Origin of the sequence: Parasedimentitalea huanghaiensis, assembly GCF_009753675.1 — a bacterium.
GTDB lineage: Bacteria > Pseudomonadota > Alphaproteobacteria > Rhodobacterales > Rhodobacteraceae > Parasedimentitalea > Parasedimentitalea huanghaiensis.
Window position 1 is genome coordinate 131,497 of record NZ_WQLV01000007.1, and the last position, 26,177, is coordinate 157,673.

25 protein-coding genes are annotated in these 26,177 nt (G+C 56.0%); 12 read left to right on the forward strand and 13 right to left on the reverse strand.

The genetic code is table 11. From position 1 onward, the window contains the following. The first annotated feature begins 220 nt into the window (after positions 1-220). A complete protein-coding gene (locus tag GO984_RS12825) occupies positions 221-739 on the forward strand; it encodes a DUF2244 domain-containing protein (protein WP_157023039.1) in 519 nt (172 codons plus the stop codon). Between the two features lie 102 nt (positions 740-841). Further along, positions 842-1,675 carry a prephenate dehydrogenase/arogenate dehydrogenase family protein gene (locus GO984_RS12830; protein WP_167740332.1) on the forward strand — a complete coding sequence of 278 codons (834 nt, stop codon included), beginning with the start codon at positions 842-844 and terminating at the stop codon, positions 1,673-1,675. A 92-nt stretch (positions 1,676-1,767) separates the two neighbouring features. On the opposite strand, the gene GO984_RS12835 is transcribed toward GO984_RS12830, so the two are convergent. Next, the gene (locus GO984_RS12835; RefSeq protein WP_157022918.1) at positions 1,768-2,241 is read right to left on the reverse strand and encodes a GatB/YqeY domain-containing protein; all 474 of its coding nucleotides are present in this window, start codon (positions 2,239-2,241) and stop codon (positions 1,768-1,770) included. Between the two features lie 183 nt (positions 2,242-2,424). On the opposite strand from GO984_RS12835, the gene carA reads away from it, so the two are divergent. After that, positions 2,425-3,594, forward strand: coding sequence for a glutamine-hydrolyzing carbamoyl-phosphate synthase small subunit (gene carA, locus GO984_RS12840; protein WP_157022919.1), 1,170 nt, complete (start codon positions 2,425-2,427; stop codon positions 3,592-3,594). A 98-nt stretch (positions 3,595-3,692) separates the two neighbouring features. Beyond that, positions 3,693-5,594: a glycosyltransferase family 2 protein gene (locus GO984_RS12845; RefSeq protein ID WP_157022920.1), complete on the forward strand. Its 1,902-nt coding sequence runs from the start codon at positions 3,693-3,695 to the stop codon at positions 5,592-5,594. On the opposite strand, the gene GO984_RS12850 is transcribed toward GO984_RS12845, so the two are convergent. Next, positions 5,591-6,241 (reverse strand): GntR family transcriptional regulator, encoded by a 651-nt coding sequence (locus tag GO984_RS12850; protein WP_157022921.1) that lies wholly within the window; start codon positions 6,239-6,241, stop codon positions 5,591-5,593. The genes GO984_RS12845 and GO984_RS12850 overlap by 4 nt on opposite strands. A gap of 140 nt (positions 6,242-6,381) precedes the next feature. On the opposite strand from GO984_RS12850, the gene GO984_RS12855 reads away from it, so the two are divergent. From GO984_RS12855 to GO984_RS12870, 4 genes are all read left to right on the forward strand, one after another. Next, entirely contained in the window at positions 6,382-7,026 is a 645-nt protein-coding gene (locus GO984_RS12855; protein WP_157022922.1) for a pyrimidine 5'-nucleotidase, read from the forward strand. 87 nt (positions 7,027-7,113) lie between these two features. Then, positions 7,114-7,320 (forward strand): hypothetical protein, encoded by a 207-nt coding sequence (locus GO984_RS12860; protein ID WP_138164500.1) that lies wholly within the window; start codon positions 7,114-7,116, stop codon positions 7,318-7,320. A gap of 80 nt (positions 7,321-7,400) precedes the next feature. Next, positions 7,401-8,597 carry a UbiH/UbiF family hydroxylase gene (locus tag GO984_RS12865; protein ID WP_157022923.1) on the forward strand — a complete coding sequence of 399 codons (1,197 nt, stop codon included), beginning with the start codon at positions 7,401-7,403 and terminating at the stop codon, positions 8,595-8,597. Beyond that, complete coding sequence (locus GO984_RS12870) at positions 8,594-9,313, forward strand: M50 family metallopeptidase (protein ID WP_342448086.1); 720 nt, start codon at positions 8,594-8,596, stop codon at positions 9,311-9,313. The genes GO984_RS12865 and GO984_RS12870 overlap by 4 nt, the downstream gene beginning before the upstream one ends. Here GO984_RS12870 and GO984_RS12875 read toward each other — a convergent pair. From GO984_RS12875 to GO984_RS12885, 3 genes are all read right to left on the reverse strand, one after another. Next, on the reverse strand, positions 9,301-10,425 hold the full coding sequence (locus GO984_RS12875) for an aminotransferase class V-fold PLP-dependent enzyme (protein ID WP_157022924.1): 1,125 nt from the start codon (positions 10,423-10,425) through the stop codon (positions 9,301-9,303). The genes GO984_RS12870 and GO984_RS12875 overlap by 13 nt on opposite strands. Positions 10,426-10,530: 105 nt before the next feature. After that, on the reverse strand, positions 10,531-10,989 hold the full coding sequence (locus GO984_RS12880) for an Lrp/AsnC family transcriptional regulator (RefSeq protein ID WP_157022925.1): 459 nt from the start codon (positions 10,987-10,989) through the stop codon (positions 10,531-10,533). Further along, the gene (locus GO984_RS12885; protein ID WP_157022926.1) at positions 10,986-11,441 is read right to left on the reverse strand and encodes an Lrp/AsnC family transcriptional regulator; all 456 of its coding nucleotides are present in this window, start codon (positions 11,439-11,441) and stop codon (positions 10,986-10,988) included. Before GO984_RS12885 ends, GO984_RS12880 begins: the two co-directional genes overlap by 4 nt. Positions 11,442-11,572: 131 nt before the next feature. On the opposite strand from GO984_RS12885, the gene ilvC reads away from it, so the two are divergent. The 3 genes from ilvC to GO984_RS12900 all read left to right on the forward strand — a co-directional run bounded on the left by ilvC (position 11,573) and on the right by GO984_RS12900 (position 14,642). Continuing rightward, a complete protein-coding gene (ilvC, locus tag GO984_RS12890) occupies positions 11,573-12,595 on the forward strand; it encodes a ketol-acid reductoisomerase (protein WP_157022927.1) in 1,023 nt (340 codons plus the stop codon). An 83-nt stretch (positions 12,596-12,678) separates the two neighbouring features. After that, complete coding sequence (locus GO984_RS12895; RefSeq protein WP_157022928.1) at positions 12,679-13,593, forward strand: DMT family transporter; 915 nt, start codon at positions 12,679-12,681, stop codon at positions 13,591-13,593. A gap of 92 nt (positions 13,594-13,685) precedes the next feature. Further along, on the forward strand, positions 13,686-14,642 hold the full coding sequence (locus tag GO984_RS12900) for a DMT family transporter (protein ID WP_157022929.1): 957 nt from the start codon (positions 13,686-13,688) through the stop codon (positions 14,640-14,642). Here GO984_RS12900 and glmM read toward each other — a convergent pair. The 8 genes from glmM to GO984_RS12940 all read right to left on the reverse strand — a co-directional run bounded on the left by glmM (position 14,639) and on the right by GO984_RS12940 (position 25,428). Beyond that, the gene (glmM, locus tag GO984_RS12905) at positions 14,639-15,985 is read right to left on the reverse strand and encodes a phosphoglucosamine mutase (RefSeq protein WP_157022930.1); all 1,347 of its coding nucleotides are present in this window, start codon (positions 15,983-15,985) and stop codon (positions 14,639-14,641) included. The genes GO984_RS12900 and glmM overlap by 4 nt on opposite strands. Positions 15,986-16,006: 21 nt before the next feature. After that, positions 16,007-17,002, reverse strand: coding sequence for a dihydropteroate synthase (folP, locus tag GO984_RS12910; RefSeq protein WP_157022931.1), 996 nt, complete (start codon positions 17,000-17,002; stop codon positions 16,007-16,009). Next, positions 16,999-17,919, reverse strand: coding sequence for a dihydroneopterin aldolase (locus GO984_RS12915; RefSeq protein ID WP_157022932.1), 921 nt, complete (start codon positions 17,917-17,919; stop codon positions 16,999-17,001). The genes folP and GO984_RS12915 overlap by 4 nt, the downstream gene beginning before the upstream one ends. Positions 17,920-18,036: 117 nt before the next feature. Beyond that, on the reverse strand, positions 18,037-18,633 hold the full coding sequence (locus GO984_RS12920) for a cell wall hydrolase (protein WP_245231098.1): 597 nt from the start codon (positions 18,631-18,633) through the stop codon (positions 18,037-18,039). Positions 18,634-18,853: 220 nt separating this feature from the next. Continuing rightward, positions 18,854-21,424, reverse strand: a complete 2,571-nt coding sequence (locus GO984_RS12925) for a putative PEP-binding protein (RefSeq protein ID WP_167740323.1) — start codon at positions 21,422-21,424, stop codon at positions 18,854-18,856. Between the two features lie 166 nt (positions 21,425-21,590). Further along, on the reverse strand, positions 21,591-23,648 hold the full coding sequence (glyS, locus tag GO984_RS12930; RefSeq protein WP_157022934.1) for a glycine--tRNA ligase subunit beta: 2,058 nt from the start codon (positions 23,646-23,648) through the stop codon (positions 21,591-21,593). A gap of 10 nt (positions 23,649-23,658) precedes the next feature. Then, positions 23,659-24,870, reverse strand: coding sequence for a sodium/glutamate symporter (gltS, locus tag GO984_RS12935; protein WP_157022935.1), 1,212 nt, complete (start codon positions 24,868-24,870; stop codon positions 23,659-23,661). 30 nt (positions 24,871-24,900) lie between these two features. Next, a complete protein-coding gene (locus tag GO984_RS12940) occupies positions 24,901-25,428 on the reverse strand; it encodes a DUF6446 family protein (protein ID WP_157022936.1) in 528 nt (175 codons plus the stop codon). Positions 25,429-25,526: 98 nt separating this feature from the next. Here GO984_RS12940 and GO984_RS12945 point away from each other — a divergent pair, with 98 nt between their 5' ends. Beyond that, complete coding sequence (locus GO984_RS12945; RefSeq protein WP_157022937.1) at positions 25,527-26,159, forward strand: MarC family protein; 633 nt, start codon at positions 25,527-25,529, stop codon at positions 26,157-26,159. Positions 26,160-26,177 lie beyond the last annotated feature (18 nt).

Here is a 26,177-nt window from a genome sequence, read left to right on the forward strand (position 1 = left end):
GGACGGGCAATGTTAGAAAAGGCCCCGAAGCAGACTGCTTCGGGGCCTTTTTCGTTTTCGCAGTATCCTTGCTTTCTCACTCACTACTCAATTGGCAAAACAAACCAGCGCATTCTGCAAAGGCTGGGTTGGCTGCGGATAAAGTGTGTAAAAAGCACTCCCACTAATGATGCGGCGCTTTATGATGAACGAAAACGCCGCAACACAGATTGATCTCTCAATGCCATACAACTGGATCACTCCTGCCACCACCGACGACGGTGAACTACACCTTTGGCCCCATCAGTCTCTCCCTGTTAGGGGCTATGTAAATATTCTGGCCATGGCGGCCGTTCTGATCTGCGCTCCTCTGCTGCCAGTACTAGGCAGTGTCATCTTGTGGGGGGTGTTGCCGTTCCTGCTGGCCGCCCTGTTTGGATTAAAATGGGCGTTGGACCGCAACCGACGCGACCAGCAGATACTGGAGATCCTGACCTTGGATTCCGAAACTGCGCGCCTGATACGCAATTCTCCGCGCCAAGAGGAACAGTCTTGGAACTGCAATCGATATTGGACTTCAGTCCAGTTACATAAAGAAGGCGGCCCGGTCCCCAACTATGTCACCCTGCGCGGCAACGGTCGTGAAGTCGAAATTGGTGCCTTTTTGTCTGAGGACGAGCGCAAGTCACTCTACCAAGAACTAGCGACATATTTACCAGTCCATGCCCCACCGCCAGCAGCCCCGTCAAATGAACTTTGACAGGCCGAACAACTTGGACTACTCAAACCCTATGCAAATGCTGACCAACCACCTTCTAACCAGCTATTATCCGCCCTTCACATAACGGCGGTCCCTTCATCTATTTCATGTTCAACCGCCGCGTACCGGCGGCAGAACACACACTCTTGGCTTGGTATCGCGGCCCACTGGAGCGAACCAATGCCCCCTGTCCCAAATATCAAAACCATAGGCCTGTTTGGTTTTGGCCAGTTTGGCCGCTTGATCGCCAAGCATTTGTCCCCGCATTTTCAAATGACGGTGCATGACCCTCATCCCATCGCATCAGAGACAAAGGCATATCATTTTGACACGGAAGCCAAGACCGCAAATAGCGACTTGGTGATCCTTGCTGTCCCCGTCAGCAGCATAGCCAGTACCTGTCAGTCCATTCGCAGTCACCTGAAACCCGGCTGCATCGTGATGGATGTTGGCTCCGTCAAAATGACAACTGCAAAGGCGATGCAAGACCACTTGCCCGCCGATGTCGACCTGATTGGAACCCACCCTCTGTTTGGTCCACAAAGCGCAACTGGATCTCTGGCCGGGCGCAAAATCGCACTCTGCAATATCCGTGGTCAGGCAGATCGTTCTATAGGTGCCTTCTTGCGGCGAGTTCTGCATCTTCAGGTCTACAACCTGAGCCCGGAAGATCACGATCGTGAGGCCGCAGTCACTCAGGGTTTGACCCACCTGATCGCCAAGGTGTTGACCCAGATGGGCCCCTTACCCACCAGGATGACAACGGTTAGTTTTGATCTATTGCTTCAGGCTACATCTATGGTGCGTCATGATCCGCCGAATGTGTTTTCCGCAATTGAGGAAGAGAACCCTTTTGCGGCAGACGTACGAAACGAATTCCTTGCCCTTGTAGCAGACTTGGGTGCCAATCTTAGGGTAACATCGCCTGAGCAATAACGTTCTCAACGCACAGAAAAGGCGGCCTCAATTGGGCCGCCTTATTCAACGTATCACACGCTATTCTCCGAAAGCTCCCTCAAAGGGAGATTTCAGCAGTCTCCACCCGAACAAAGCTGATCCTTGACCAATGGGCCAACTTTACCAAAGTCCATTTGGCCAGTGTACTTTGCCTTCAGTGCTCCCATCACTTTACCCATGTCGCGAATCGAACTGGCGCCTGTTTGGGTAACGGCCGCTCGAACCGCTTCAACCACTTCACTGTCAGCCAACTGCTTGGGCAAAAATTCTTCAATAATGGCAATTTCTTCAAGCTCTCGCTCGGCCAGATCCAACCGCCCACCTTCTTCGTAGGCGCGGGCGCTTTCATTGCGTTGCTTTGTCATTTTGCTAAGAATCGCCAATACATCGTCATCTGCAACGACAATCTCTTCACCGTCGCCGCGGGCTGCGATTTCCTTGTCCTTGATCGCAGCATTGATCAGACGCAAAGTGGCCAAGCGACTGGCGGCCCGATCTTTCATCGCCTGTTTCAGGGCCGTGTTGACCCGTGTGCGCATATCCATTTTACTTCCATCCCCATGGCATTGGAAATCACAGCCTTACCCAATGAACTGTCGCGAGACAAGACCGCACAGTCCAGCCCGGCGTGATAGGGCGTTCCGCATGGGCAATAAGTGGCCGGGCTTGACCCGCTCCCGCCCTCCCCTTAAGTACCCCTGAATTTATCCCACATGGAGACTCGCGCAATGGCCGATACTGCCCCGTCCAAGCCCACCGCATGCCTGGCAATGGCTGATGGTACCGTGTTTTACGGCGTTGGCTTTGGTGCCACCGGACAAACCGTAGCCGAGCTCTGCTTTAACACCGCAATGACTGGCTATCAGGAAATCATGACTGACCCATCTTATGCGGGCCAGATCGTGACCTTCACCTTCCCACATATCGGCAACACCGGTGTTACCCCCGAAGATGATGAAACAGCTAACCCAGTGGCTGCGGGCATGGTGGTCAAATGGGATCCAACTCTTGCCAGCAATTGGCGTAGCACAGAAGAGCTGAAAAGCTGGCTGACCCGGACCGGCCGCATTGCCATTGGCGGTATCGACACCCGTCGCCTGACACGCGTCATTCGTCAGCAAGGGGCTCCACATGTCGCGATGGCCCATGATCCCGATGGCAATTTCGACGTCGATGCACTGGTGGCTGCCGCCCGTGCCTGGTCTGGCCTGGAAGGGATGGATTTGGCCAAAGAGGTCACCTGTGCCCAAAGCTACCGCTGGGATGAAATGCGGTGGGCTTGGCCTGATGGATATCCACGTCAGGACGCCCCCAAGCACAAAGTTGTCGCCATCGACTATGGTGCCAAACGCAACATCCTGCGCTGCCTCGCGTCTGCGGGCTGTGATGTCACCGTGTTGCCCGCCACAGCCACCGCCGAAGAGGTTTTGGCCCACAACCCGGATGGGGTCTTTCTTTCCAATGGTCCCGGCGACCCGGCAGCGACGGGCGTATATGCCGTACCGATGATCAAAACCATTCTGGACACCACTGACTTGCCGGTCTTTGGTATCTGCCTCGGACACCAGATGCTGGCGCTAGCGCTGGGTGCAAAAACCATCAAGATGAACCATGGCCACCATGGCGCCAACCACCCAGTAAAAGAGCTGGAAACCGGCAAGGTCGAGATCACATCAATGAACCACGGCTTTGCCGTCGATGCACAGTCCCTGCCAGAAGGTGTGACTCAGACACATGTGTCGCTGTTCGACGGATCTAACTGTGGTATTCGCTTGTCCGGCCGCCCTGTTTTCTCGGTACAGCAGCACCCCGAAGCCAGCCCTGGCCCACAAGACAGTTTTTACCTGTTTGAGCGGTTTGCCGAAGCTATGGAAGCCCGCAAAACAGTCGACGCGTAAGCTTAGAGTAAAACCCAGCCACCAAGCCATTTGGTTAATGGGCTGTTAACCACCGTTCGCCACGCTGCCCTATGAGCTAAATGGCAAACGGTGGGGATATGCAGGATCGTTCAGCAGGGATTCTTCATCATCGCCCTAAGCGACCCCCCCCCTATCCACGCCTACCGCTTGGCCGCCACCTTTTAGACATTCAAGCGATCCAAGACACTGACTTGTTGCGGGCACTGGTTCTACAGCGGCACCAGAAAGCCCCGCTAGGCCATATTCTGATCAGTCAGGGTTGGGCCAACAAGGATCAGGTTCTACATGCCCTGTCCCGTCAACACGGAATCCAACAAGTAGACCTGTCCAAACACACACCAGATCCCCGACTATTGGGCCGCAAACCGGCGCAATTCTGGATTGGACATAATGCCCTGCCCTGGCTGCAACTTGGGCCAGTTACCGTAATCGCCATCGCCCACCCGGAACACTTTCACGCGTTGAAGCAGTCGTTGAAAGGCAGCTTCGACCAGATCCGGCCGGTTTTGGCTGCTGAGGATCAGATTACAGCCCTGCTTACCGCATATTTCCGCGAGGAACTGGCTCTGGCTGCCAACACCCGGGTACCCCTGCACAACAGCATCCGCCATTGGCAAACCTCAAACCAGCACCACTTACCTCTGATTTTAGTTACAACTCTCACTGGGTTGATGTGGTGTGCGCCAGTTCTGACATTCACCTTTTTCTGCGCTCTGTCAGTCCTCCTTCTCAGCCTGTTCGTCGGGTTGAAGATGTGTGGGTTCATCACCCACCTAAGCCACGAAGGACAGGTAGCAACCACGCCGCTGTCACATGAACTCCCCCATACACCACAACGACTGCCCCGGATCTCAATGCTGGTTCCCTTGTTCCACGAACCCGAAATCAGTCGAAAATTGGTGCATCGCCTCCAAAAGCTGACCTACCCCCGTTCGTTAGTCGAGGTGGTTTTGGTGCTTGAAGAACATGACATCGTGACCCGTGCTGCGCTGAAGGCTGCGTCCCTGCCGCGTTGGATGCATATCATCGAGGTCCCGCATTTAGGAACGCTTACAACAAAACCCCGGGCCATGAACTACGCGCTAAATTTCTGTCAGGGCGACATCATTGGGGTTTGGGATGCCGAGGACGCACCAGTACCCGATCAACTGGAAAGGGTCGCCCGCAGTTTTGAACAAACTGCTGACAATGTGGCCTGCCTGCAAGGCGTACTAGACTATTACAACCCCCGCACAAACTGGCTGTCACGGTGTTTTACACTGGAGTATGCCAGCTGGTTCCGTGTTGTCTTACCCGGTTTGGCCCGACTGGGGATGGTGTTGCCGCTTGGTGGCACCACCCTATTTGTGAAGCGCGCTGCATTAGAAAGCCTGGGCGGTTGGGATGCTCATAATGTCACCGAAGATGCGGATCTGGGTGTCCGTCTGGCCCGGTCTGGCTATCTGACCGAAATGATAGACACGGCAACGTTTGAAGAGGCCAACTGCCACCTCTGGTCATGGATCCGGCAGCGTTCTCGCTGGCTCAAAGGCTTCATGGTGACGTATCTCGTGCATATGCGACGACCACGCTTATTGTTGGACGAGCTGGGCTGGAAACGGTTCCTGGGGTTTCAGGCTTTCTTTCTTGGTACAGTAGGTCAATTCCTACTGGCACCATTCTTATGGTCGTTCTGGCTGATGCTATTGGGGGTGCCACACCCTAGTGCAAGCATACTCCCAATGAACGTCCTTTATGGCACCGCAGCATCGCTGATGCTCTTCGAGCTGCTAGGGATCAGCATTGCCATCACAGCGTCTTTTGCTTCAAACCGGCCCAGCTTGGCTTTCTGGGCGCCGAGTATGATCTTATACTTCCCACTGGGCTGTATTGCCGCATTCAAGGCCCTGCATGAACTGGTTTGGCGTCCCTATTACTGGGATAAAACGACCCATGGTCACAGCGATGCTGAATCGCAGACGCCACACCAGCAACATTAATTGTTGCTGCGCTTTCCGGCATCCTGTTTTAGCCGCGTCATAAAGGCGACTGAGATGTGATCGTTGAGGGCTTGCCCAGCGGCCTCTTCATCGCGTTTCTCGATGGCACTGACGATTTTCTTGTGTTCACTTTGTGCAATCTCTCCTCGACCGTGAGCCGCAAGAGAGGTTGTCGCCATAAGAGCCATCGTCCGGTGCACAAGGTTCAGTTGCTGAACAAGATATCGGTTGTGAGACGCAAGGTGGATTTGCTCGTGAAACCGGCGGTTGGCCTTGGCCAGCGCCACCGGGTCGTCAACCAGCGCATCATCAGCCGCCACCATATCGCGCAGCACTTGGATCTCTTCTTCCGTCGCATGACGCGCTGCCAACTGCGCTGCCAGCCCCTCCAACTCACGACGGACCACATATAGCTCTGCCATTTGGTTGTGGTCTAACGAAGCAACGATGAGTGAACGGCCGTCGCGTTCCAGCAAGGATTGGGTCTCAAGGCGCTGAAGCGCTTCGCGGATTGGCGTGCGTGAGACGCCAAACCGTTCTGCCAGGTCACTTTCAACGAGGCGGTCACCGGGTTTATAAACACCGACATCGATCGCTTCGAGGATCAGGCTATAGGCATCTTTCTGATTGTGTCGGCTCTGGCTCATGATCACTCTCGATTTGGGTTATGCCTGTTTACATGGCCCGTTGCCTCTCAATCAAGCCCACGGCGAACTTGCGGGGCAAATCGACACAGCAGCCTACGCTTTTGTTTGCAAATCAATCACGTGCTGCCTAAGCCTGCGCTATGGTCAAAGATAACTTCTCACATGTCACTCATTGGGTATTCGATCTCGACAATACCCTATATCCGCCATCCGACCGTCTGTTCGATCAGATCGAGGTCAAAATGACGCGTTACGTGATGGACGCGCTGAAGGTGGATCAAGCTGAAGCCAATCGCCTACGCAGCCTGTACTGGCGCGAACACGGAACAACCTTGGCGGGGTTGATGCGTGAACATGATCTGGACCCAGTGCCCTATATGATCGAAGTGCATGACATTTCGATGGACCATATGAAGAAAGACCCCGCTCTTGCGTCCAGAATCAGCGGCCTACCTGGACAAAAAATCGTCTATACCAATGGCAGTGCCCCCTATGCGGAACGTGTACTGGCGGCGCGTGGACTGAACGGATTGTTTGACGGGATCTATGGTGTTGAGCATGCAGGCTATCTGCCAAAACCAGAGCGCAGCGCGTTTGATCGCGTGTTCTCCCAGGCGGGTGTTGTCCCTGAAAAGGCGGCAATGTTCGAAGATGATCCGCGTAATCTGGCAGCACCACACCAGATGGGTATGCGCACCATACATGTCGCACCGGATCCGCTTGATGCGGGTCACATTCAGTATCACACCGACGATCTGACAGAGTTCCTGCGGCATTTCGACTAACATCAATGCTTTGAGGTAAGCGTCACTTTTCCTCGTCACACAAATACATATATCACAGTCATCTTTCACCCATTTCAGGACTGCACGATGACCGACACCACCGTTGCCAAACCTCTTTTGCCAACCGCTAAGAGATCACTATCTCCTGACGCCAAGATGTTTCTGGCCATCGCAGTTTTTTTGCTTCTTTGGGCGCTGTCTGTCGTCACTTGGGGTATTCCCGGCCTATACATGCCTGCAGTTGCCATGGTCCCGGTGATTTTTGCCATTCTCATGCTGATCACACGCGGTTGATCACAATCCCTGCGACCGCTTGGCGCTTGCCATTTCCCTGTTCTCAGGCCTAGATCAGCCCATAAACAGAGGGCTGAAAAATGGCTGATACCTGCGACATCCTGATTTCTGGCGGCGGCATTGCGGGTCTCACCGCAGCCGCTGCTTTTGGCTCGGCTGGTTTTGACGTGATCTGCGTTGATCCTACTGCACCTGTGACCGAACGCGACGCCGAAGGGTCAGATCTGCGCACAACCGCCTTTTTACAGCCAGCACAAGAGTTATTGCAGCGCTGTGGATTGTGGGATCGGCTGGCCGATCACGCCTCCGCCCTGCAAATCATGCGTATTGTGGATGCCGGTGGTGAAGTGCCCGAACCTCGGGTGGTCAAGGATTTTGACGCCGCTGACCTCTCGGACAAACCCTTTGGCTGGAACCTGCCCAACTGGTTGCTGCGACGCGAGATATTGGCACGATTGGACAAGCTGCCCAATGTCGATTTCCGCCCTGGTGTTGCCACCACCAGCCTGTTCACACGCACTGCCGAAGCCCGTGTTGGCCTCAGCGATGGCAGCAGGGTCACAACTAAATTGGTCATCGCCTGTGACGGCCGCAGCTCTCCGATGCGCGAAGCTGCCGGAATTGCGGTAAGCACCACCCGCTACGGCCAAAAAGCGTTGGCTTTTGCGGTCACTCACCCAACGCCACACGACAATGTGTCGACAGAAGTGCATCGGTCCGGTGGGCCATTTACAATGGTCCCCCTGCCCGACCACAACGGACTGCCAAGCTCGGCAATTGTCTGGATGGAACGCGGCCCAAAGGCGCAAGAACTGCAAGCCCTGCCAACCGAAGAATTCGAAGCCGCGATGACACGGCGTTCTTGTGGTCAGTTGGGTGATCTGAAACTGGCTTCGCGTCGCACCATATGGCCGATCATCAGCCAAGCCGCCGAACGGCTGAATGGCGAGCGCCTGGCATTGATGGCCGAAGCCGCCCATGTGGTGCCGCCCATTGGTGCGCAGGGCTTGAACATGTCGTTGGGCGATCTCGCCAGCCTGCTGGAATTTGCCGAAGCCCGCCGTGACGGGCTGGGGGATACTCAGATGCTAGAGGCCTATCACAAGGCGCGCCACACTGAGATCAAGTTACGGGTCAAGGGCATTGATATGCTGAACCGGGCCTCGATGCTGGAAGCGCGCCCCTTGCGGGATATGCGGGCAGCCGCACTGAACGCTTTTTACTCCATCGCACCAGTTCGCAAGACGCTCATGCGTACCGGGCTGGGCACGAAGTGAGCCTGCGCCGGGTCAAACGGTTTTGCACCGGTCACTGGCAGTTGATGCTGCTGACTGCGCTGATCTTTGCGTTTTGGTCAACGCCCGTAGTTGTGCCGCTAAAAATCCTGATCGTGCTGCTACACGAGCTGTCCCACGCTGCAATGACACTGCTGACCGGCGGCTCCGTCGAAAGCCTGACAATCGACCCACAACAAGGCGGAATGGTCATTTCTCGCGGAGGTAGCCGCTTCCTGACGCTGAGCGCAGGCTACTGCGGCTCACTGCTGATTGGAGTGACACTGTTCCTGATTGCGGTGCGTGCAAATTGGGACCGTTTTGTCATGGGGTTGCTTGCGGCAGTGATCCTTACCGCTGCTGCCCTATACGTGCGCGACCTTTTCGCCCTGTCATTCTGCATCATCGCCGGCCTGCTGATGTTGGGCAGTTCCAAATATCTGTCGCACGGATTCAACGATCTGGTGTTGCGGGTGATCGGACTTAGCAGCATGATTTTTGTGCCCTATGACATCTTCAGCGACACGATTGCCCGATCCTACCTGCGCTCTGACGCCCGGATGTTGGCCGAGGAATTCGGCGGCCCCACTCTGTTCTGGGGCGGAGCCTGGTTGATTATCTCGGGTCTGATCATCATGCGCTGTTTGCGCCGTGGCCTTGGCGCAAACAGCAACATGTCATTGCGTCAACTCAAACGCATTCGACGTCAGAGAACCTGATCCAGCGCCGTCTTGAGACGAGCCATAGTGGCATCCACATCATAGAGCTTGTCCAGACCAAACAGGCCCAGTCGGAAAGTCTGGAAATCCCCGGGCTCGTCACATTGCAGCGGCACACCGGCGGCGATCTGCATACCCAAAGCGGCGAACTTCTTGCCGGTGCTGATCTCCGGATCACTGGTATAGCTAACCACCACACCCGGTGCGCCAACCCCATCAGCAGCAACCGAGGTCACGCCTTTTTCCTTAAGCATGGCCCGCACGCCATTGCCTAGATCCCATTGCGCATCACGCAGCTTGTCGAACCCATATTCCTTGGTCTCGGCCATGGTATCGCGGAAATCCTTGAGCGCATCAGTCGGCATGGTGGCGTGATAGGCATGGCCGCCGTTTTCATAGGCCTGCATGATGGTGCGCCACTGTTTCAGGTTGATGGCAAAACTGTCAGACTGTGTCTCGGCCATCCGGGCCTCTGCCCGTTCTGACAACATCACCAGACCAGCACAGGGTGATGCCGACCAGCCCTTTTGCGGGGCCGAGATCAACACATCCACTCCGGTGCCTTTCATGTCAATCCAGGCGCAGCCCGAAGCGATGCAGTCCAGAACCATCAGCGCGCCAACTTCATGCGCAGCCTTGGCCATAGCTTTGACGTAAGTATCCGTCAGGATGACCCCAGCCGCCGTTTCCACATGCGGCGCAAACACAATGCTCGGTTTCTTTTCTTTAATGGCCGCAATGACCTCGCCAATGGGTGCAGGAGCAAACGGTGACGGGCTAGTATTGCCGGTCTGACGCGCCTTCATCACTGTGGCAGATGAGGTCAGACCACCTGTTTCGAAGATCTGGCTCCAGCGATAGGAAAACCAACCATTGCGCACCACCAGCACGTCTTCGCCGCGTGCAAATTGACGGGCAACGGCCTCCATCGCATAGGTGCCCCCCCCTGGGATCACAGCCACGGCCTCGGCCTTGTAGACCTCTCTGAGCATGGAATTGATATCCAGCATTACCTTCTGAAAGGTTTTAGACATGTGATTAAGCGAGCGGTCCGTGAAAACGACCGAAAATTCATCCATCCCATCCGGGTCGACAGTTTGCAAAAGTGCCATTTCTGATCCTCCAAATAGCGTTGCACAATGGCTATCCTTCTGGGGGCAACTTAGCAAAGCCTTCTTTGGTCGGTACTGTTTGAAAGTGTATTTGCGAACAGCGGATTACCCCAAAGGCCCCGGCCGCCTTTCTTCACTTAGCAGGACATTGGCCTCAACATCCCCCACCCCCGGCAAGGTCATCACCCGGCGGCGCAGCACTCGCTCAAAATCAGTAATGTCACGAGCAGTGACGCGCAGACGGTAGTCATACATGCCCAATACGTGCTCCACCGTCTGCACTTCGGGAATTGCGCTGACCGCGCGTTCAAAGTCATCCAGACTGACCCGCCCCTTGGTGGCCAATTTGATACCCAGAAACACAGTGACGCCAAAGCCAAGCTTTTCACGATCCAGATCCAGACGACGCCCGGCAATCACACCGCTGTCTTGCAACCGCTTAATTCGTCGCCATGTAGCGGGTTGGCTGAGCCCCAATTGGCGTCCTAAGGCCCCAGCCGACAAGTTAGCGTCCTGCGTCAATGCCAGCAGCAGTTTTTGATCGAACTCGTCGAGATCATTCATAGCGGCAGCCCTTCATCACTTTTGATCCGGGCCACATGCATCAGAGCCTCGATGTCAGCGATATGCGGTAGGGTCAGGATCCCCGCACGATAGATCTGCTGATAATGGGCCATATCCCGCGCTATGACGGACAGGCGCACATCCACCCGGCCCAGAAAGGTTTGGATTTCGATCACTTCGGGAATGCCGCGTGCTGCCTCGATAAAATCATCAAAAGCGCGCGTCTGAGTCTTGTCCAGTGTCACCCGCAGGCTGACCTCGACTGCGTAACCAAGCGCCCGCCAGTTGATAACCGCCTGCTGGCCGCGCAGCACACCTGTTTCACGCAGCTTGTCCAACCGGCGGGTCAGGCGCGAGGTTGAGACACCCAAACGGTCCCCAAGTTCGGGAATCGACTGGGCGGGATCACTTTGTAGGTTGCGCAGAATTCGTCGATCCAGGTCATCAAGCATGATTCAGTCGATATACCGACAATTAGCGGATGAATAGTGCAAAAATTCCCACTAATACCTCAACAATGCTCTCGAACCTTGTGGGCATATCACTATGATCGCCGCAGACATCAAACAAAGAGGACGTGGACATGCGCGTTTATTACGATCGCGATTGCGACATCAACCTGATCAAAGACAAAAAAGTAGCCATCCTGGGCTACGGTTCGCAAGGCCACGCGCACGCGCTGAACCTGCGTGACTCAGGTGCCAAAAACCTCGTCGTGGCTCTGCGCGAAGGTTCCGCATCCGCCAAGAAAGCCGAAGGCGAAGGCCTGAAGGTTATGGGCATTGCAGAAGCTGCTGCCTGGTGTGACGTGATCATGTTCACCATGCCCGACGAGCTGCAGGCTGAAACCTACAAGAAATACGTCCACGACAACATCAAGCCGGGTTCGGCAATTGCGTTCGCCCACGGCCTGAACGTTCACTTTGGTCTGATCGAGCCTAAAGAAGGCGTTGACGTGATCATGATGGCGCCAAAAGGCCCAGGTCACACCGTACGCGGCGAATACACCAAAGGCGGCGGCGTGCCTTGCCTTGTTGCAGTGGACAACGATGCAACTGGCAAAGCGCTGGAAATCGGTCTGTCCTACTGTTCCGCAATCGGTGGCGGTCGTTCCGGCATCATCGAAACCAACTTCCGCGAAGAGTGTGAAACCGACCTGTTCGGCGAGCAGGCTGTTCTGTGTGGTGGTCTGGTAGAACTGATCCGCTGTGGCTTTGAAACTCTGGTCGAAGCTGGTTACGCACCAGAAATGGCCTATTTCGAGTGTCTGCACGAAGTGAAGCTGATCGTTGACCTGATCTATGAAGGCGGCATCGCCAACATGGACTACTCGATCTCGAACACTGCTGAGTACGGCCAGTACGTCACCGGCCCACGCATCCTGAACTACGACGAAACCAAAGCCCGCATGAAAGACGTTCTGTCTGACATCCAGTCCGGTAAGTTCGTTCGTGACTTCATGCTGGAAAATGCCGTTGGTCAGCCAACTATCAAAGCATCGCGTCGTGCCAACGACGAGCACCAGATCGAAGAAACCGGCGCCAAGCTGCGTGGCATGATGCCGTGGATCTCTGCTGGCAAAATGGTCGACAAAGAAAAGAACTAAGGATTGCGGGTCTAGGCCCGCATTCAACTTGAATACCCAGGGCGTCCCCGACCGGGGCGCCCTTTTTCTCTGGAGAACCAAATATGACTGCGCCTGTTGGAATGATGAACTGGGTCAAGCTGTTGAGCCTTGGCCTGATTTGGGGCGCGTCTTTCATGTTTATTTCGGTGGCGCTGCGCGACTTGGGACCTCTGACCATCGTGGCTGGACGTGTTGGACTGGGTGCAATTGTCCTGCTGATCATCGTTCAACTCAAGGGCATTGGCCTGCCTGACTGGCGCAACAACACAGGACAACGTGTTTGGGCTGCAGCTCTTGCCATGGGTTTTTTCTCCAGCGCCATGCCGTTTGCCCTGCTGAGTTGGGGGCAAAAATACGTCGCCAGCGGGTTCGCGGGGGTTTGCATGGCCGTGGTGCCTCTATTTGTCCTGCCATTGGCGCATTTTCTGGTGCCAGGCGAACGGTTGACCTTACAACGCGGCATCAGCTTCCTGGTTGGCTTTGCTGGAGTTGTTGTGCTGATTGGACTGGATGCTTTTAAACTGGTTGGCAGCGATTTTGAGGCCCTGGCTAGAGTTGCCTGCCTTGGTGCAGCTCTTTGTTATGCCTTCGGGGCAATCATAACCCGATTGTGCCCCAAAACAGATATGCTTTCCCTCTCTGCCGCTGCTCTGCTTTCGGCAACAGTTATGATCCTGCCTTTTGCACTGATCCTCGAAGGTGTCCCACAAATGCCATCTGCACTGTCTTTGGCGGCTATTTTGTATTTGGGTCTGCTCCCAACTGCCTTGGCACAGGTTTTGCTGGTACAGGTTATTCGGGACGCAGGCCCGAGTTTTATGTCCTTGGTGAACTATCAGTTGCCCGTTTGGTCGGTGCTGTTTGGTGTTGTGCTGTTGAATGAAATCCTGCCACCTCAGCTCTATGTGTCACTCGCGCTGATCTTAGGTGGGTTACTCCTCAGCAAGAAACGCCGCAGAGCCATCGTCGCCACCTGAAAAAGCCAACACTTCGACCCAGCACGAAGGGATGGCAATTGACCCTGCCCACACTTTGACCTCATGTACCTGCACACCCGCGAGGAGCACACATGACTGATATCACTGGGCGACATTGGCTAATGGTCGCTATTCTGGGCCTGACCTGGGGTGGGACATTTCTGGTGATTGAGATCGCGCTGCGCGGCATCACACCGTTTTGGCTGGCCGCGGCCCGGATTACCCTTGGTGCGCTCTTTACCACTGCTATTTGGCAGTTTCGCGGTGGCAAGCTGTTTTCTGCGCCCCCTGCCCCGTCCAACAAAATTGCTCTATGCGCCCTTGGACTTCTCAGTTCAGCACTTCCGTTCATTCTGCTGAACTGGGGACAGCAATATGTTACCTCTGGTTTCGCCGGGGTGTCGATGGCCTCAGTGGCCCTGATCGTGCTTCCCTTGGCACATTTCTTTGTTCCGGGGGAACGGCTGACATGGCGCCGGGCCCTGGGGTTTATCATTGGCTTTGTTGGGGTTGGCATCCTGATCGGTGGTCAGGCCTTTAGCTCGAATGGAGCTGAGCTAGAACTGTTCGGACGAATTGCCTGCATGAGTGCAGCCTGTTGCTACGCCTTCAGCTCAATTTTGATACGGCGGATGCCCAAAATCGATCCTATTGGAATGACAGCCGTTCTTTTGATCATTGGCGCCATGGTGGTCATCCCCTTGGCGCTGCTCGTCGAAGGCCTGCCACCAATGGTAGATGGGAAGACATTGATCGCAACAGCCTTTCTCGGCCTGATCCCGACCGCAGCGGCCAGTATTTTGCGGGTTTCGGTCGTGCGCAGCGCAGGACCGGTGTTCATGTCCTTGGTAAGCTATCAGGTGCCGGTTTGGTCGGTGCTGTTGGGCACCCTATTCCTAGCAGAACCGTTGCCCAGTGCAATGGTATGGGCGCTGGCGCTGATCCTGTGCGGAATGGGGCTCAGCCAATACGGCGCACTGATGCGACTGTTTGGGCGCACACAACCAACAGCCAGCGTTACCCAACATATTGAGCGGAAAAGCCTCTAGGTCGTCACCGCAGAGGTGACCGCATCGACAACTGAATCCACAGTTTTGCTCAGCAAAGCTTCGTCCTCGCATTCAGCCATCACCCGGATCAGCGGCTCGGTCCCCGACTTGCGGATCAGCAATCGCCCCTGCCCGTTCAACACCTGTTCAGCGGTCTGGATGGCGTCTTGCACCAGTTCCGCCTCAAGTGGGGTTTGCCCCGCTTTGAAACGGACATTCTTCAGCAGCTGCGGCACTGGCTGGAACTGTTCTGCCAACAGCGAGGCCTTCTGCTCAGAGCGCACCATCTCAGCCAGGAAATGCAGCCCGGCCATCAACCCATCTCCAGTGGTCGCATAATCGGACATCACGATATGGCCGGATTGCTCGCCGCCCAGATTAAAGCCGCCGCTGCGCATTCGCTCGACCACATAGCGGTCGCCTACAGCTGAACGTTCCAACCCAATTCCTTGATCATTCAGGAATCGCTCAAGACCCAGGTTGGACATCACGGTGGAGACCAGTGCACCGCCCGTCAACAAACCCTGTTCGGCCCAACGCGAAGCCAAAAGCCCCATCAACTGATCACCGTCCGCCACTTTCCCGTTTTCGTCGATCAGAATGACCCGATCGGCATCCCCATCAAGACAGATCCCAACGTGGGCACCATGGGCAACCACGGCCTCGGCGGCGGTTTGCGGCTTGGTGGACCCACAGCCATCATTGATATTCACACCATCCGGCGAAACTCCGATTGGCACCACTTCGGCGCCCAGTTCCCACAGGATTTCAGGCGCAGCACGATAGGCTGCACCATTGGCGCAATCGATCACCACCTTCAGCCCATCAAAGCGGATATCCTTGGGCAGTGAGCTTTTGACCCGTTCACCGTAGCGAAAGCGCGCATCATCAATCCGCTTGGCCCGGCCAATATTTTCGGTTTGAGCGGGCTCAACCCCGGCTTCTATCAGCGCCTCCAATTCCAGTTCCGCACTGTCCGATAATTTGAACCCATCCGGGCCAAAAAACTTGATGCCGTTGTCTTCAGCCGGGTTGTGACTGGCTGAAATCATCACCCCAAGATCGGCCCGCATGGACCGTGTCATCAAACCCACAGCCGGGGTTGGTACCGGCCCCATCAACAGTACATTCATGCCCGTTGATGTCAGCCCTGCGGTCAATGCACTTTCGAACATATAGCCAGACAACCGCGTATCTTTTCCGATCACCACTCGGTGCACACCCGAGGCATCTCTGCGGAAATAACGCCCAACAGCGGCGCCGATACGCAGCGCCATTTCAGCGGTCATGGGGTGAATATTGGCGGTGCCACGCACGCCGTCAGTACCGAATAGTTTGCGCATATTGGTCTTTCTTTTCAGGTCTTAACGAACAGCTTGCCAAAGGCGAATGGCCTGCGCTGTTGCCGCGACATCATGCACCCGTAGGAATTGCACGCCTTGGGCCAGTGCCGCAAGCCCCACCGCAATTGACCCCGGCGCCCGCGCGGTCGCCTGCGGTTCTTTGCCGATTGTGCCGATAAATCCCTTACGCGACACACCTAGTAGAATGGGACAGCCTAGCCCATGAAACAAAGCAATACCCTGCAGCAGAGCTTGGTTATGCTCAAGTGTTTTGCCAAACCCGATACCCGGATCAATAACAATCTGATCACGCAAGACGCCAATGGCTTCCAACCGCTCTATCTGGGCAGACAAAAAGTCATAAACGTCGAGCAGGACGTTTTCATAGCTGGGATCCTGCTGCATCGTCGCCGGATCGCCCTGTGCGTGCATCACACAGACGGGCACCCCTGCTGCAGCCGCGACCGGTCCCAACTCCGGGTCAAAAGTGAACCCGGAAACGTCATTCACCAGATTAGCGCCCGCCTCCAACGTTGCAGCTGCAACGCCAGACTTTCTTGTATCGATCGAGATTGGTACGTCGCTGACCTCACGCAGAGCTCGAATTACGGGTGCGGTACGAGTGATCTCTTCACTTTCGGGAACAAGAACCGCCCCGGGACGTGTAGATTCACCGCCAATATCTATTAGGTCAGCACCTTGCTCAACCATTTGCAGCGCGGCTTGAACTGCTACACTTGGATCATCATGATCACCGCCATCAGAGAAACTGTCGGGCGTCACGTTGAGAATTCCCACAACTTGTGGCTGGCTCAGATCCAATCCGGCAAAGGTAGGGCGATGGCCAGACAGGCGGCGCAGAACAACGTCAGGTACCAACCCAGCTGGTATGATATGAGATGGTGTGTCACGGCTAAGCACTTCAGCATGACTGAACCACAGTGTTCCCCCGGCCAGCTCAACCGCGCCTTCTGGACGGGCCTCGCCATGTTGAACAAGGGGACGGTAATAGGTCATAGCTCGACCTGTGTCTCAGCAATCGCGCGCACTGGTACGCCCGAGGTTCCGGGCAATTCTGCACCAATCACCATCATTTCTCCGGCCTCTAGCAGGGTGGCGAACCACGCCGCAAGCTCTACTGGCTCAGAGGGCGGCACTGACGGGCCATCCACCGCATCAAGAACAATTTTGGACGGTGCCCAGACACTGATCTGGCCATTCTTCATTGCCCAGTCCAGCTCGGTACGGGTCGCCACAACGACACAGCGGTCATCGCGCGCGGCCAGACGCCAGGCATTTTGTTCAATGGCCAACAAATCAATCCGCCGTTCCGTCATCCCATGCCCGGTGCGTGGCACCGCGAGTTCATGCGCACCAACACAAAGGATCAGTGGTCGCTCGCGCGATTGCATCTGGTCGATCCAACCACGCAGATTACCGCTATCCACCGCAGCATTCCCTAGGTACAACAACCTCGGGTGTGGGCGCTCCTCAACTTCGGTGTTGTGCAGCAATTGATGCCGTGCGCGGACAATCTCAACGCCCAACGCACCCGAGCCGCGATCCAGTTTCTCAATCCGAACAAAAACCCGCACGGCCTGAGGTTCCAGTAAAATTCGATCGGCGATCCGTTCAGCAAGTGTTTCCAGAAGATTCAGACGTTCTTCTGACAGTTCATGGGCGATGGCCTCGGTTACTTTGTCGTAGGATAGAATACGATCAACGTCATCGTCGACGTCATCGGGCAATGGTTCAACTTCGACCACGACATTAAAGCTGATACGCTGTGTATTTCCGCGCTCCGCTTGAAAGGCACCAATTTCGACCTCAACGATGTGGTCGCGCAGGGAAATTCGGTCTAACGCCTGATCAGTTGCTGTTGCCGCAGCCCTCTCGGAAGGATGTGCAAAAGCAAGGGGGATTTCTGAATTCATAGGGTCGCGCCTTTGGCTGGCAGTGGGAGAGCTAGGTCTCACAGTCTAGAACATACGCCCACTGATAACAGCCCGACATACGCCACACCAGTGTCCAAAAACGGCGATGGAAAAAGGTTAGTCGCTAGACGCGGTACGATAACGCTCATCACGATAGAACAGATGCACTCCAATTTGCGCAGTATTCGTAAACGTTCGGCTCCAACGTGGCCGAACTGCTGTGGTGTGATAGTAGGTGGCGCCTTCTGTCAGCTCCTGCGCGTTTCCGTCCAATACGGCTCGGGCAACCTTGGCAACCCGTTCGTAGGACTGGCGCTCACCAATCGCTTCTGAACGACCGTCGCATGTGTAACTGAACTGGCACTGATGACGACGGCCAGTTCCTTGCTTGATAACACCGCAAACACTGTTGGGGAACTGCGCACTCGCGACCCTGTTCATGACCACTTCGGCAACCGCAAATTGCCCTTTTACGGTTTCTCCGCGTGCTTCAAAATACAGGGTTTGGGCAAGACATTCAAAATTAGCATCACCACTGGCTGCAGGCTGGGAATCCAGCCAAGCCGTTGTGTAGGTTATGGGTTCAACCTTGGCAGGTTTCCTGCCAAAAAATAGAAACCCACGCTGACGCCGTTTAGGCGCAGCAGCCGACGCCGACTGATCCCTCTGGAACAGGCGAGCAAACCCCGTTTCTGCGGGGGTAACGTCGGGCATTGCCAAAGATGCCACTAGAAAAGCGGCAAAAGCAAAAGTTCTCATGTCAGATACCCCAGGTACCAAATGGTCGCGCCAACCAGCTAAATTCTGCGCGCTGATGGTCTACCCCAGAACAGCGCAAAGGTCCAGTTTTCGCGAATTTTGCAACCCTAATCTGAGAGTTAAGGGACTGTTTATCAGCAAAACTGCCCTTTAACCTTTGACGCAACCGCAAGATCTAGGTGACTTCAGCAACCGCTTGCCCAATGTTATGTGCAATCGCCAATTGAGCAGCAGCCAGCCGCGCAACGGGTACCCGAAACGGAGAACACGACACATAGTCAAACCCAGCATCCCGGCAAAAGGCGATTGATTCGGGGTTACCGCCGTGTTCCCCACAAATGGATAGGGTCACACCTGGGTTGGTCTTTCGGCCTCGTTGCACCCCAAGTTTCAATAATTCACCGACGCCTTCGATATCCAGCACATGAAAAGGATCCTCGGGAAACACCCCTTGGCGCACATAATCGGACATGAACCGCCCCGCATCATCGCGAGAAAGACCATAGGTCATTTGAGTGAGATCATTGGTCCCAAAACTTAGAAATGCGGTGTGCGGCGCGATATCATCTGCACGCAGCGCAGCGCGCGGTGTCTCGACCATGACCCCCAGGCGATACTCAAATTCAATACCACGTTCGGATTTCACTGCGGCTGCAACCGCGTCAATGCGGGCCTTCACCAGCTCGACTTCTCGCTTAGCCGAGACCAGGGGGATCATGATTTCAGGCACCACTGGAGTCCCGCCCTTTGAAACATCCAATGCCGCTTCAAAAATGGCACGCGCCTGCATGTCATAGATTTCAGGCACCGTTACACCCAACCGAACACCACGGAGTCCCAACATGGGGTTATACTCGCCCATCTCCTCGACGCGACGGGTAACATCGCGAACAGGAATACCCAGTGCCTCGGACAGCTCCCGCTGACCGACCTTGGTAGCAGGCAGGAATTCGTGCAATGGCGGATCAAAAAGGCGGATGCAAACCGGCATCCCTGCCATGATGCGGAATAGCTCGCAGAAATCGCCACGTTGCATCGGCAGCAGCCGCGCCAGCACCGCAGCACGCCCAGACGAGGTTTCCGCAAAGATCATCTCACGCATTACGATAAGGCGGCTGGGATCGAAAAACATGTGCTCGGTGCGGCAAAGCCCGATACCCTGAGCGTTAAAATTTCGCGCAACCTGCGCATCAGCCGGCGTATCCGCATTGGCGCGGATACCAATGTCGCGCTCAGCATCCGCCCAGCCCATCAATGTCTGAAAGGCATCATCCAACGCCGCTTCCAGCATTGCGGGCTGCCCGGCCAAAACCTGCCCCGAGCTGCCATCTATGGTGACGATCTCGCCAGCTTTGAAGACACGGCCTTCTGCCGTAACCAGTTGTTTTTCCTTGCTCAGAAACTTCAACGTCGACGCGCCTACGATGCACGGCAACCCTAAACCACGGCCAATCACAGCCGCATGGCTGGTCATGCCGCCTTTTTCGGTCAGAACCGCAACCGCGGCATGCATGCCGCGAATATCTTCGGGGGAGGTTTCGCGGCGCACCAGAATACAAGGCTCACGCCGTGCCGCGCTGGCCTGTGCCTCCGCGGCTGTAAACACCAGCCGTCCGGTTGCAGCACCAGGACTGGCAGCAATACCCGTGCCGATCACTTCACGGTCCGCTTCTGGGTCAACCTGACGGTGCAGCAGCTCATTCAGGGCATGTGGATTGATCCGCATCACTGCTTCTTGCGGAGATATAATGTTGTCCTCCGCTAGTGCCACTGCAATGCGAACCGCAGCCCGCGCCGAGCGTGCCACCCGCACCCCATCCAAAATATGAACGCGGCCGTTCTCAATGACAAATTCAACCTGCATCGCTTCACGCAAACGCTGGCGCATCAGGGCTGCATGGGCCTTCAGTTCGGCAAACGCCTCAGGTGCGACATCAGCCAGCGCTGTCCCACGCGGATCCTGCTCCAGATACAACGCCGCCGCTCCGGCCCCAAGTGCATCGCGCCCCTGCGACTGGCTCAGATACCGTCCGGTAATCTGCGGCTGCCCGGTTTGTGAGTTGATCAGCTGCAAAACACCAGAGCCACATTCGCCCTGCCCCAGCCCGGGTATCATTTCCTGTACCACCAGCCCAAGCCCGGCATCAACCGGTGCACCTTTGGCTTGGCGCAACAGACGCGCCGATGTGCCATCCCAGGCCCGCGCCATTGACCGCAGCACAGCGGCCAGCTGCTCGCCACGATCTTGTGGGAACACCTCATCCGTTTCAGCTTCGTAGGCCTGCAAAATGCCACTCAAAGCCTCTGGGCCGTCGTCGCCTGTCTCATCAAAGACATCCGGGTCCAATCGCGCAACATGCACCGCATAAGACTGAACAAAGCGCAGATACAGCGCCGCAGCCGCCGGAGCACCCAGGCTGTCGCACAGGTCAACATAACGGGCATCGTTCATGCCCACATTCAGCACCGCACCGGGGCCACCCCAATCGGGGTCTTCCGAAGATGGGCGCACACAGAGCAGCGCATCTTCCGGGAACTCCCCCAGAACAGCCGCCAATTCCGGCATCTGACCTTCGGCAATGGCCTGTACCGCATCAAATGACAGCGCAACGGTGCGCGGTACCGGTAAATCCAGTCGCACCAGCCGTTGCAGGCATTTGGCACGCCCGCCATGGCTTTGCGCTGCAATTGGGGCGTTTGGCGTGATCAGTGCGGCAAACGGGGTCTCTGATGGTTGTTTCTGCACTGCAGCACCTTTCCTTTGCCCTGCAGCATAAGGCCAAGCCGCTATGGCGCAAGCATCTTGTCGCTATCAACAAGGATCACCTCGCAGTATTCAACGAAAAAGGGGCTTTCCAATAGGAAAGCCCCTGCCTCCGGCGGGAGTATTTTTAGCAAAAAGAAGCGGCTTGTCAGCCTTCCACTTTGGTCAAATCCGCGACCTGGCCACATATCTGGCGAATTTGGTGCAGCAGGTTCAACCGGTTGCGGCGGACCACGTCATTGTCAGAGTTCACCTGCACCGCTTCAAAAAACGCATCAATCGGCGCCCGCATCGCTGCCATGCTGCCCATGGCAGCCGCGAAATCTTCGGCCTCGATGGCCGACGAGATCGCCCCCTCGGAGGCTGCTAGCGCCTCGAACAAGGCAATCTCTGAGGGTTCCTCGGCAAATTTCACATCACCGCCATAGGAATATTCCACCCCGTCCTTTTCCTCGGCTTGGGTCAGGATATTGTTGGCGCGCTTATAGCCCTGCAGCAGGTTGGTGCCGTCGTCGGATGTCATGAAATCCTCCAAAGCACGGGCGCGTTTGACCAGCAGGGTCAGATCGTCGTTGCCGTCCATGGCGATACAGGCGTCGATGACATCGTGGCGGATACCTTGATCACGCAAGAAGACCTTGAGGCGGTCGTGGAAAAAGGAAAGGAGATCTTCGACATCCGTACCTTCATATCCTTTAGCCATTGCATCCCGCATTGCTGGACGCAAATCATTCTCCAAAACCAACCGAATAACACCCAGCGCAGCGCGGCGCAGCGCAAAGGGATCCTTCGACCCGGTCGGCTTTTCATCAATCGCCCAAAACCCGGTCAGCGTGTCCAGCTTATCGGCCAGTGCGACCGCAACCGAAACCGGCTCTGTTGGCACATCATCCGATGGGCCCAGCGGCGAGTAGTGGTTTTCGCAAGCATTGGCAACTTCTTGCGGCAGGCCTGCGGCCTCGGCGTAGTAGCGGCCCATCAGGCCCTGCAGCTCGGGGAATTCATATACCATTTCCGAGGACAGATCGGCTTTGGCAACCCGTGCCGCCTGCTCGGCCAAATCAGCGTCAGCACCCACAACCGGGGCTATCTCGCGCGCCAGTGCAGCGATGCGGTCAATCCGTTCGGCCTGAGAGCCCAGCTTGTTGTGGAAGGTGACGTTTGACAGCGCCTCGGTCCAGACCTCCATGCCTTCTTTGGCAGTGCGCAGGTCGTTCTCCCAGAAGAATTTCGCATCTGCCAAACGGGCGCTCAGAACCTTTTGGTTGCCCGCCAGAATGGTTGCACCATTGTCGGCAGTGTCACGGTTGGCAACGGTAACGAACTTTTCAATACGCTTGGTCTTGGGGTTGCGAACCGAGAAGAACTTTTGGTGTTCCTTCATCGAGGTTTGCAACACTTCAGGTGGTAGGCTCAGGAATTCGTCGTCGATGGATCCCAACAGCACAACTGGCCATTCGACCAGACCCGCGACTTCAGCCAGCAGGCCCTTATCTTCGACCACTTCCAACCCATTGGCAAAGGCCTGATTGGTGGCGTCCTGCCAAATCGCATCGGCACGCTCCGCCGGGTCCAACACCACATTGGCGCGTTTCAGCTTGGCAGCGTAGTCGTCAAAGCCACTCACTGTAATCTCATCCGGTGCCATGAAACGGTGTCCATGGGTGGTATTGCCCGACTTGATACCGTCGATGTCCAACGGGACAACTTCTGATCCGGCCTCATCCGACAGCAGGCACAGGATCGAATGCAGCGGGCGCACCCACTTCAGGCTGCCCGATCCCCAACGCATGGATTTTGGCCATGGAAAGTTGCGGATTGTAGCTTCCAGAACTTCGGCAATGATGTCCGCCGCCGGTCGACCCGGCTTTTCGATCGAGGCAAAATAGACCGCGCCTTTTGGGGTCTCACGCTCTTCCAACTGTTCACGGGTCAGACCTGCACCGCGCAGGAAACCCTCGATGGCTTTATCAGGCGCACCGACCTTTGGTCCTTTGCGCTCTTCGCGCACGGTGGGCGACGCCGCCAACAAACCGTCGATGGCCAGTGTCAGGCGACGGGGTGTAGTCAGGGCGTGCGCCCCAGCATAAGTCAGACCTGCTTCGACCAAGCCATCGGTCATTCGCTTTTTCAGATCCTCACCTGCGCGGCGTTGCATGCGGGCGGGAATTTCCTCGGAAAACAGTTCAATCAGCAGGTCGGGCATCTGGGGGTCCTCAGAAATTCACTATCATCTGGATGACGATGGCGTTGGCGATGTCTACAAAGAAGGCGGATACAAGGGGCAGCACAACAAAGGCAATAGGCGATGGGCCATAGCGTTTGGTGACGGCGGTCATATTAGCGATGGCTGTGGGGGTTGCGCCCAGCGCAAACCCACCAAATCCAGCCGCCAAAACCGCACCGCGATAACCACTGCCCAGCAGCGGAAACAGAACATAAAGAACAAAGACGACGGCAAAGGCGGTCTGAGCGGTCATGATCACAGCAATCGCCAGGCCAAGTTCTGCAATAGTCCACAGTTGCAGCGCCATCAGCGACATGGCCAGAAAGGCCCCCAACGAGAACTCCGACACCAGCGCCAGCGCGGGCGTGCGTGACACCGCGGGCGCATTGGGGCGAAGCCATGCGCGTAGATTGGCTATCAGGATACCCGCGATCAGACAGGGGACAAACAGCGGCAGTTTCAACCCGGCGGCCTCGATCAACTGTGACCCAATGTAGCCCAAGATGATGGCAAAGTTCAAAAACAGCATCACCCGCATCAGGCTCAGGTGATCGATTTGCGCAGCAGGGGCAACGTCCGCATCCGGCAACCCGACAGTGGCCCCTTCGTCCGGGCGCGCAGGGGCCAGATTGTTGCGCGTGATCAGAATGCGCGCCACGGGTCCACCAACCAACGCCGCCAAAACCAAGCCCAGCGTCGCAACCGCAACACCCAGCTCGGTTGCACCATTCAGACCCGTTGCCTCGGCAACATCGGGGGCCCAGGCAATCGCGGTGCCATGTCCACCGATCAGCGAAGCAGAGCCAAACAACACCCCGGCCTGCGCAGGATATCCAAACAGCACGGCACCAGCGGCGCCAATTATGTTTTGCGCGATAATGGTCATCAGGGTTAGCACCAGCAGGATCGCTAATGGTTTCCCCCCAGCAATCAGGTCGCTGAGGCGTGCGTTGAGACCAATCCCAGCAAAAAACAACACCAGAAAGAAATCGCGACTGGCCATTTCGAACTCAACAGCACGACCGGAAAACAGATAGACCGCCAACACCACCAGTGCTGCCAGCAAACCACCCGTCACCGGTTCAGGGATATTAAAACGGCGCAGCACCTCGACGCGGGCATTCAACCGCGCGCCCATCAAAAACACCGCAAACCCAAGGGTCACGGTGATGAACTCCGGGATGATGAAGGCTGCACTCATATCACTCTCCGTCACACTACAGGGCCAAGTTTACTGACTTGCCGCAGGCAATTCAGGGCAAGTTTCACCGATCACAGTGCCGTCATAAGCCTTTTTGCCGCAGTTGTTAGAGTCATGCCAGACGTATCCCATGCCTTCATCAGTGACGGCGACAATGCGATCATAGCCATGTTTAATGTTTTTGACCGAGAGAAAGGCCGTAGCAGTACCGGCCTCAAGTGCTGCACCAATAGCCTGGGCATCAAAACAGTCGAACCATCCCGGCGCGATGCGGGGCTGATGCTGATCGGAAACGGTGTAGATCTGCGCCAGTTCTTCACGGCTCAGCGAGCTTGTGAAACAGGCCCGGTAGCGGATTGGCGAACTACTGGCATCAATCGCCTGAAAGTCACTATAGGCAATTGCCACGCCCTCGTCGCCGCCTTGCGGCACCAGTACCACGTCCTGGCCTGGCGTCAGCTCCACCTCTTCGTAGTAGTGGTAGACTTGCAGATAGTACATTCCAGCACCCGCGCCCACTGCGCAAACGAGGATTAGCATGGCAAGAAACTTACCCATTTTGGTCTTGGTCCTTTTGGCCGGTCCTGAGGCGCATCGCCCCTTTAGTTTCAAACGTCACTGGGGCAATGTCCTGCCATTGAATAGGGGAATTTCAAATGGACAGCAGTTTTGCCATCACTTTTTTCGGCGCCTTGTTTGCAATCATGAACCCGGTGACCAATTTGCCGATCTTTCTGAGCGTAACCGAACAAGCCCCCCTTGAGGTCCAGCGCAAGATTGCGGTGAAAACCGCGATATACAGCCTTATTCTTGGTGGCAGTTTTGCAGTGGTCGGAACCCAGGTTCTCAACCTGTTTGGCATCAGTGTTGATGACTTCCGCTTGGCGGGCGGGCTTGTACTGCTGTTGATCGCGCTCAACATGCTGAATGGCGAGCAGAGCAGTTCGCACCACGGCACCACGGGCGAGCAGAACGCGTTTCCTTCGGCTGAAAGTGTGGCGTTCTATCCGCTGACGTTTCCGATCATTGTCGGACCCGGCACCATCACCACACTGATCATATTCAGCCACAAGGCCCAGACCGCCACACAAATGATTGCCTTTGCTGGTGTCTTTGCCGGGCTGGTCGCCTTGCTGGGGCTGGTGTTTTACAACGCTCCAACCTTTGCCAAACATCTGTCGGGCACCGCGCGGGTGATCATGAGTCGCCTGATGGGGATGATTCTGGCCGCTATTGCGGTTGGCATGCTGACCGACGGGTTGAAGGCGCTGTTGCCCGGATTGGCATAACGGAAAACAGCGCCCTTT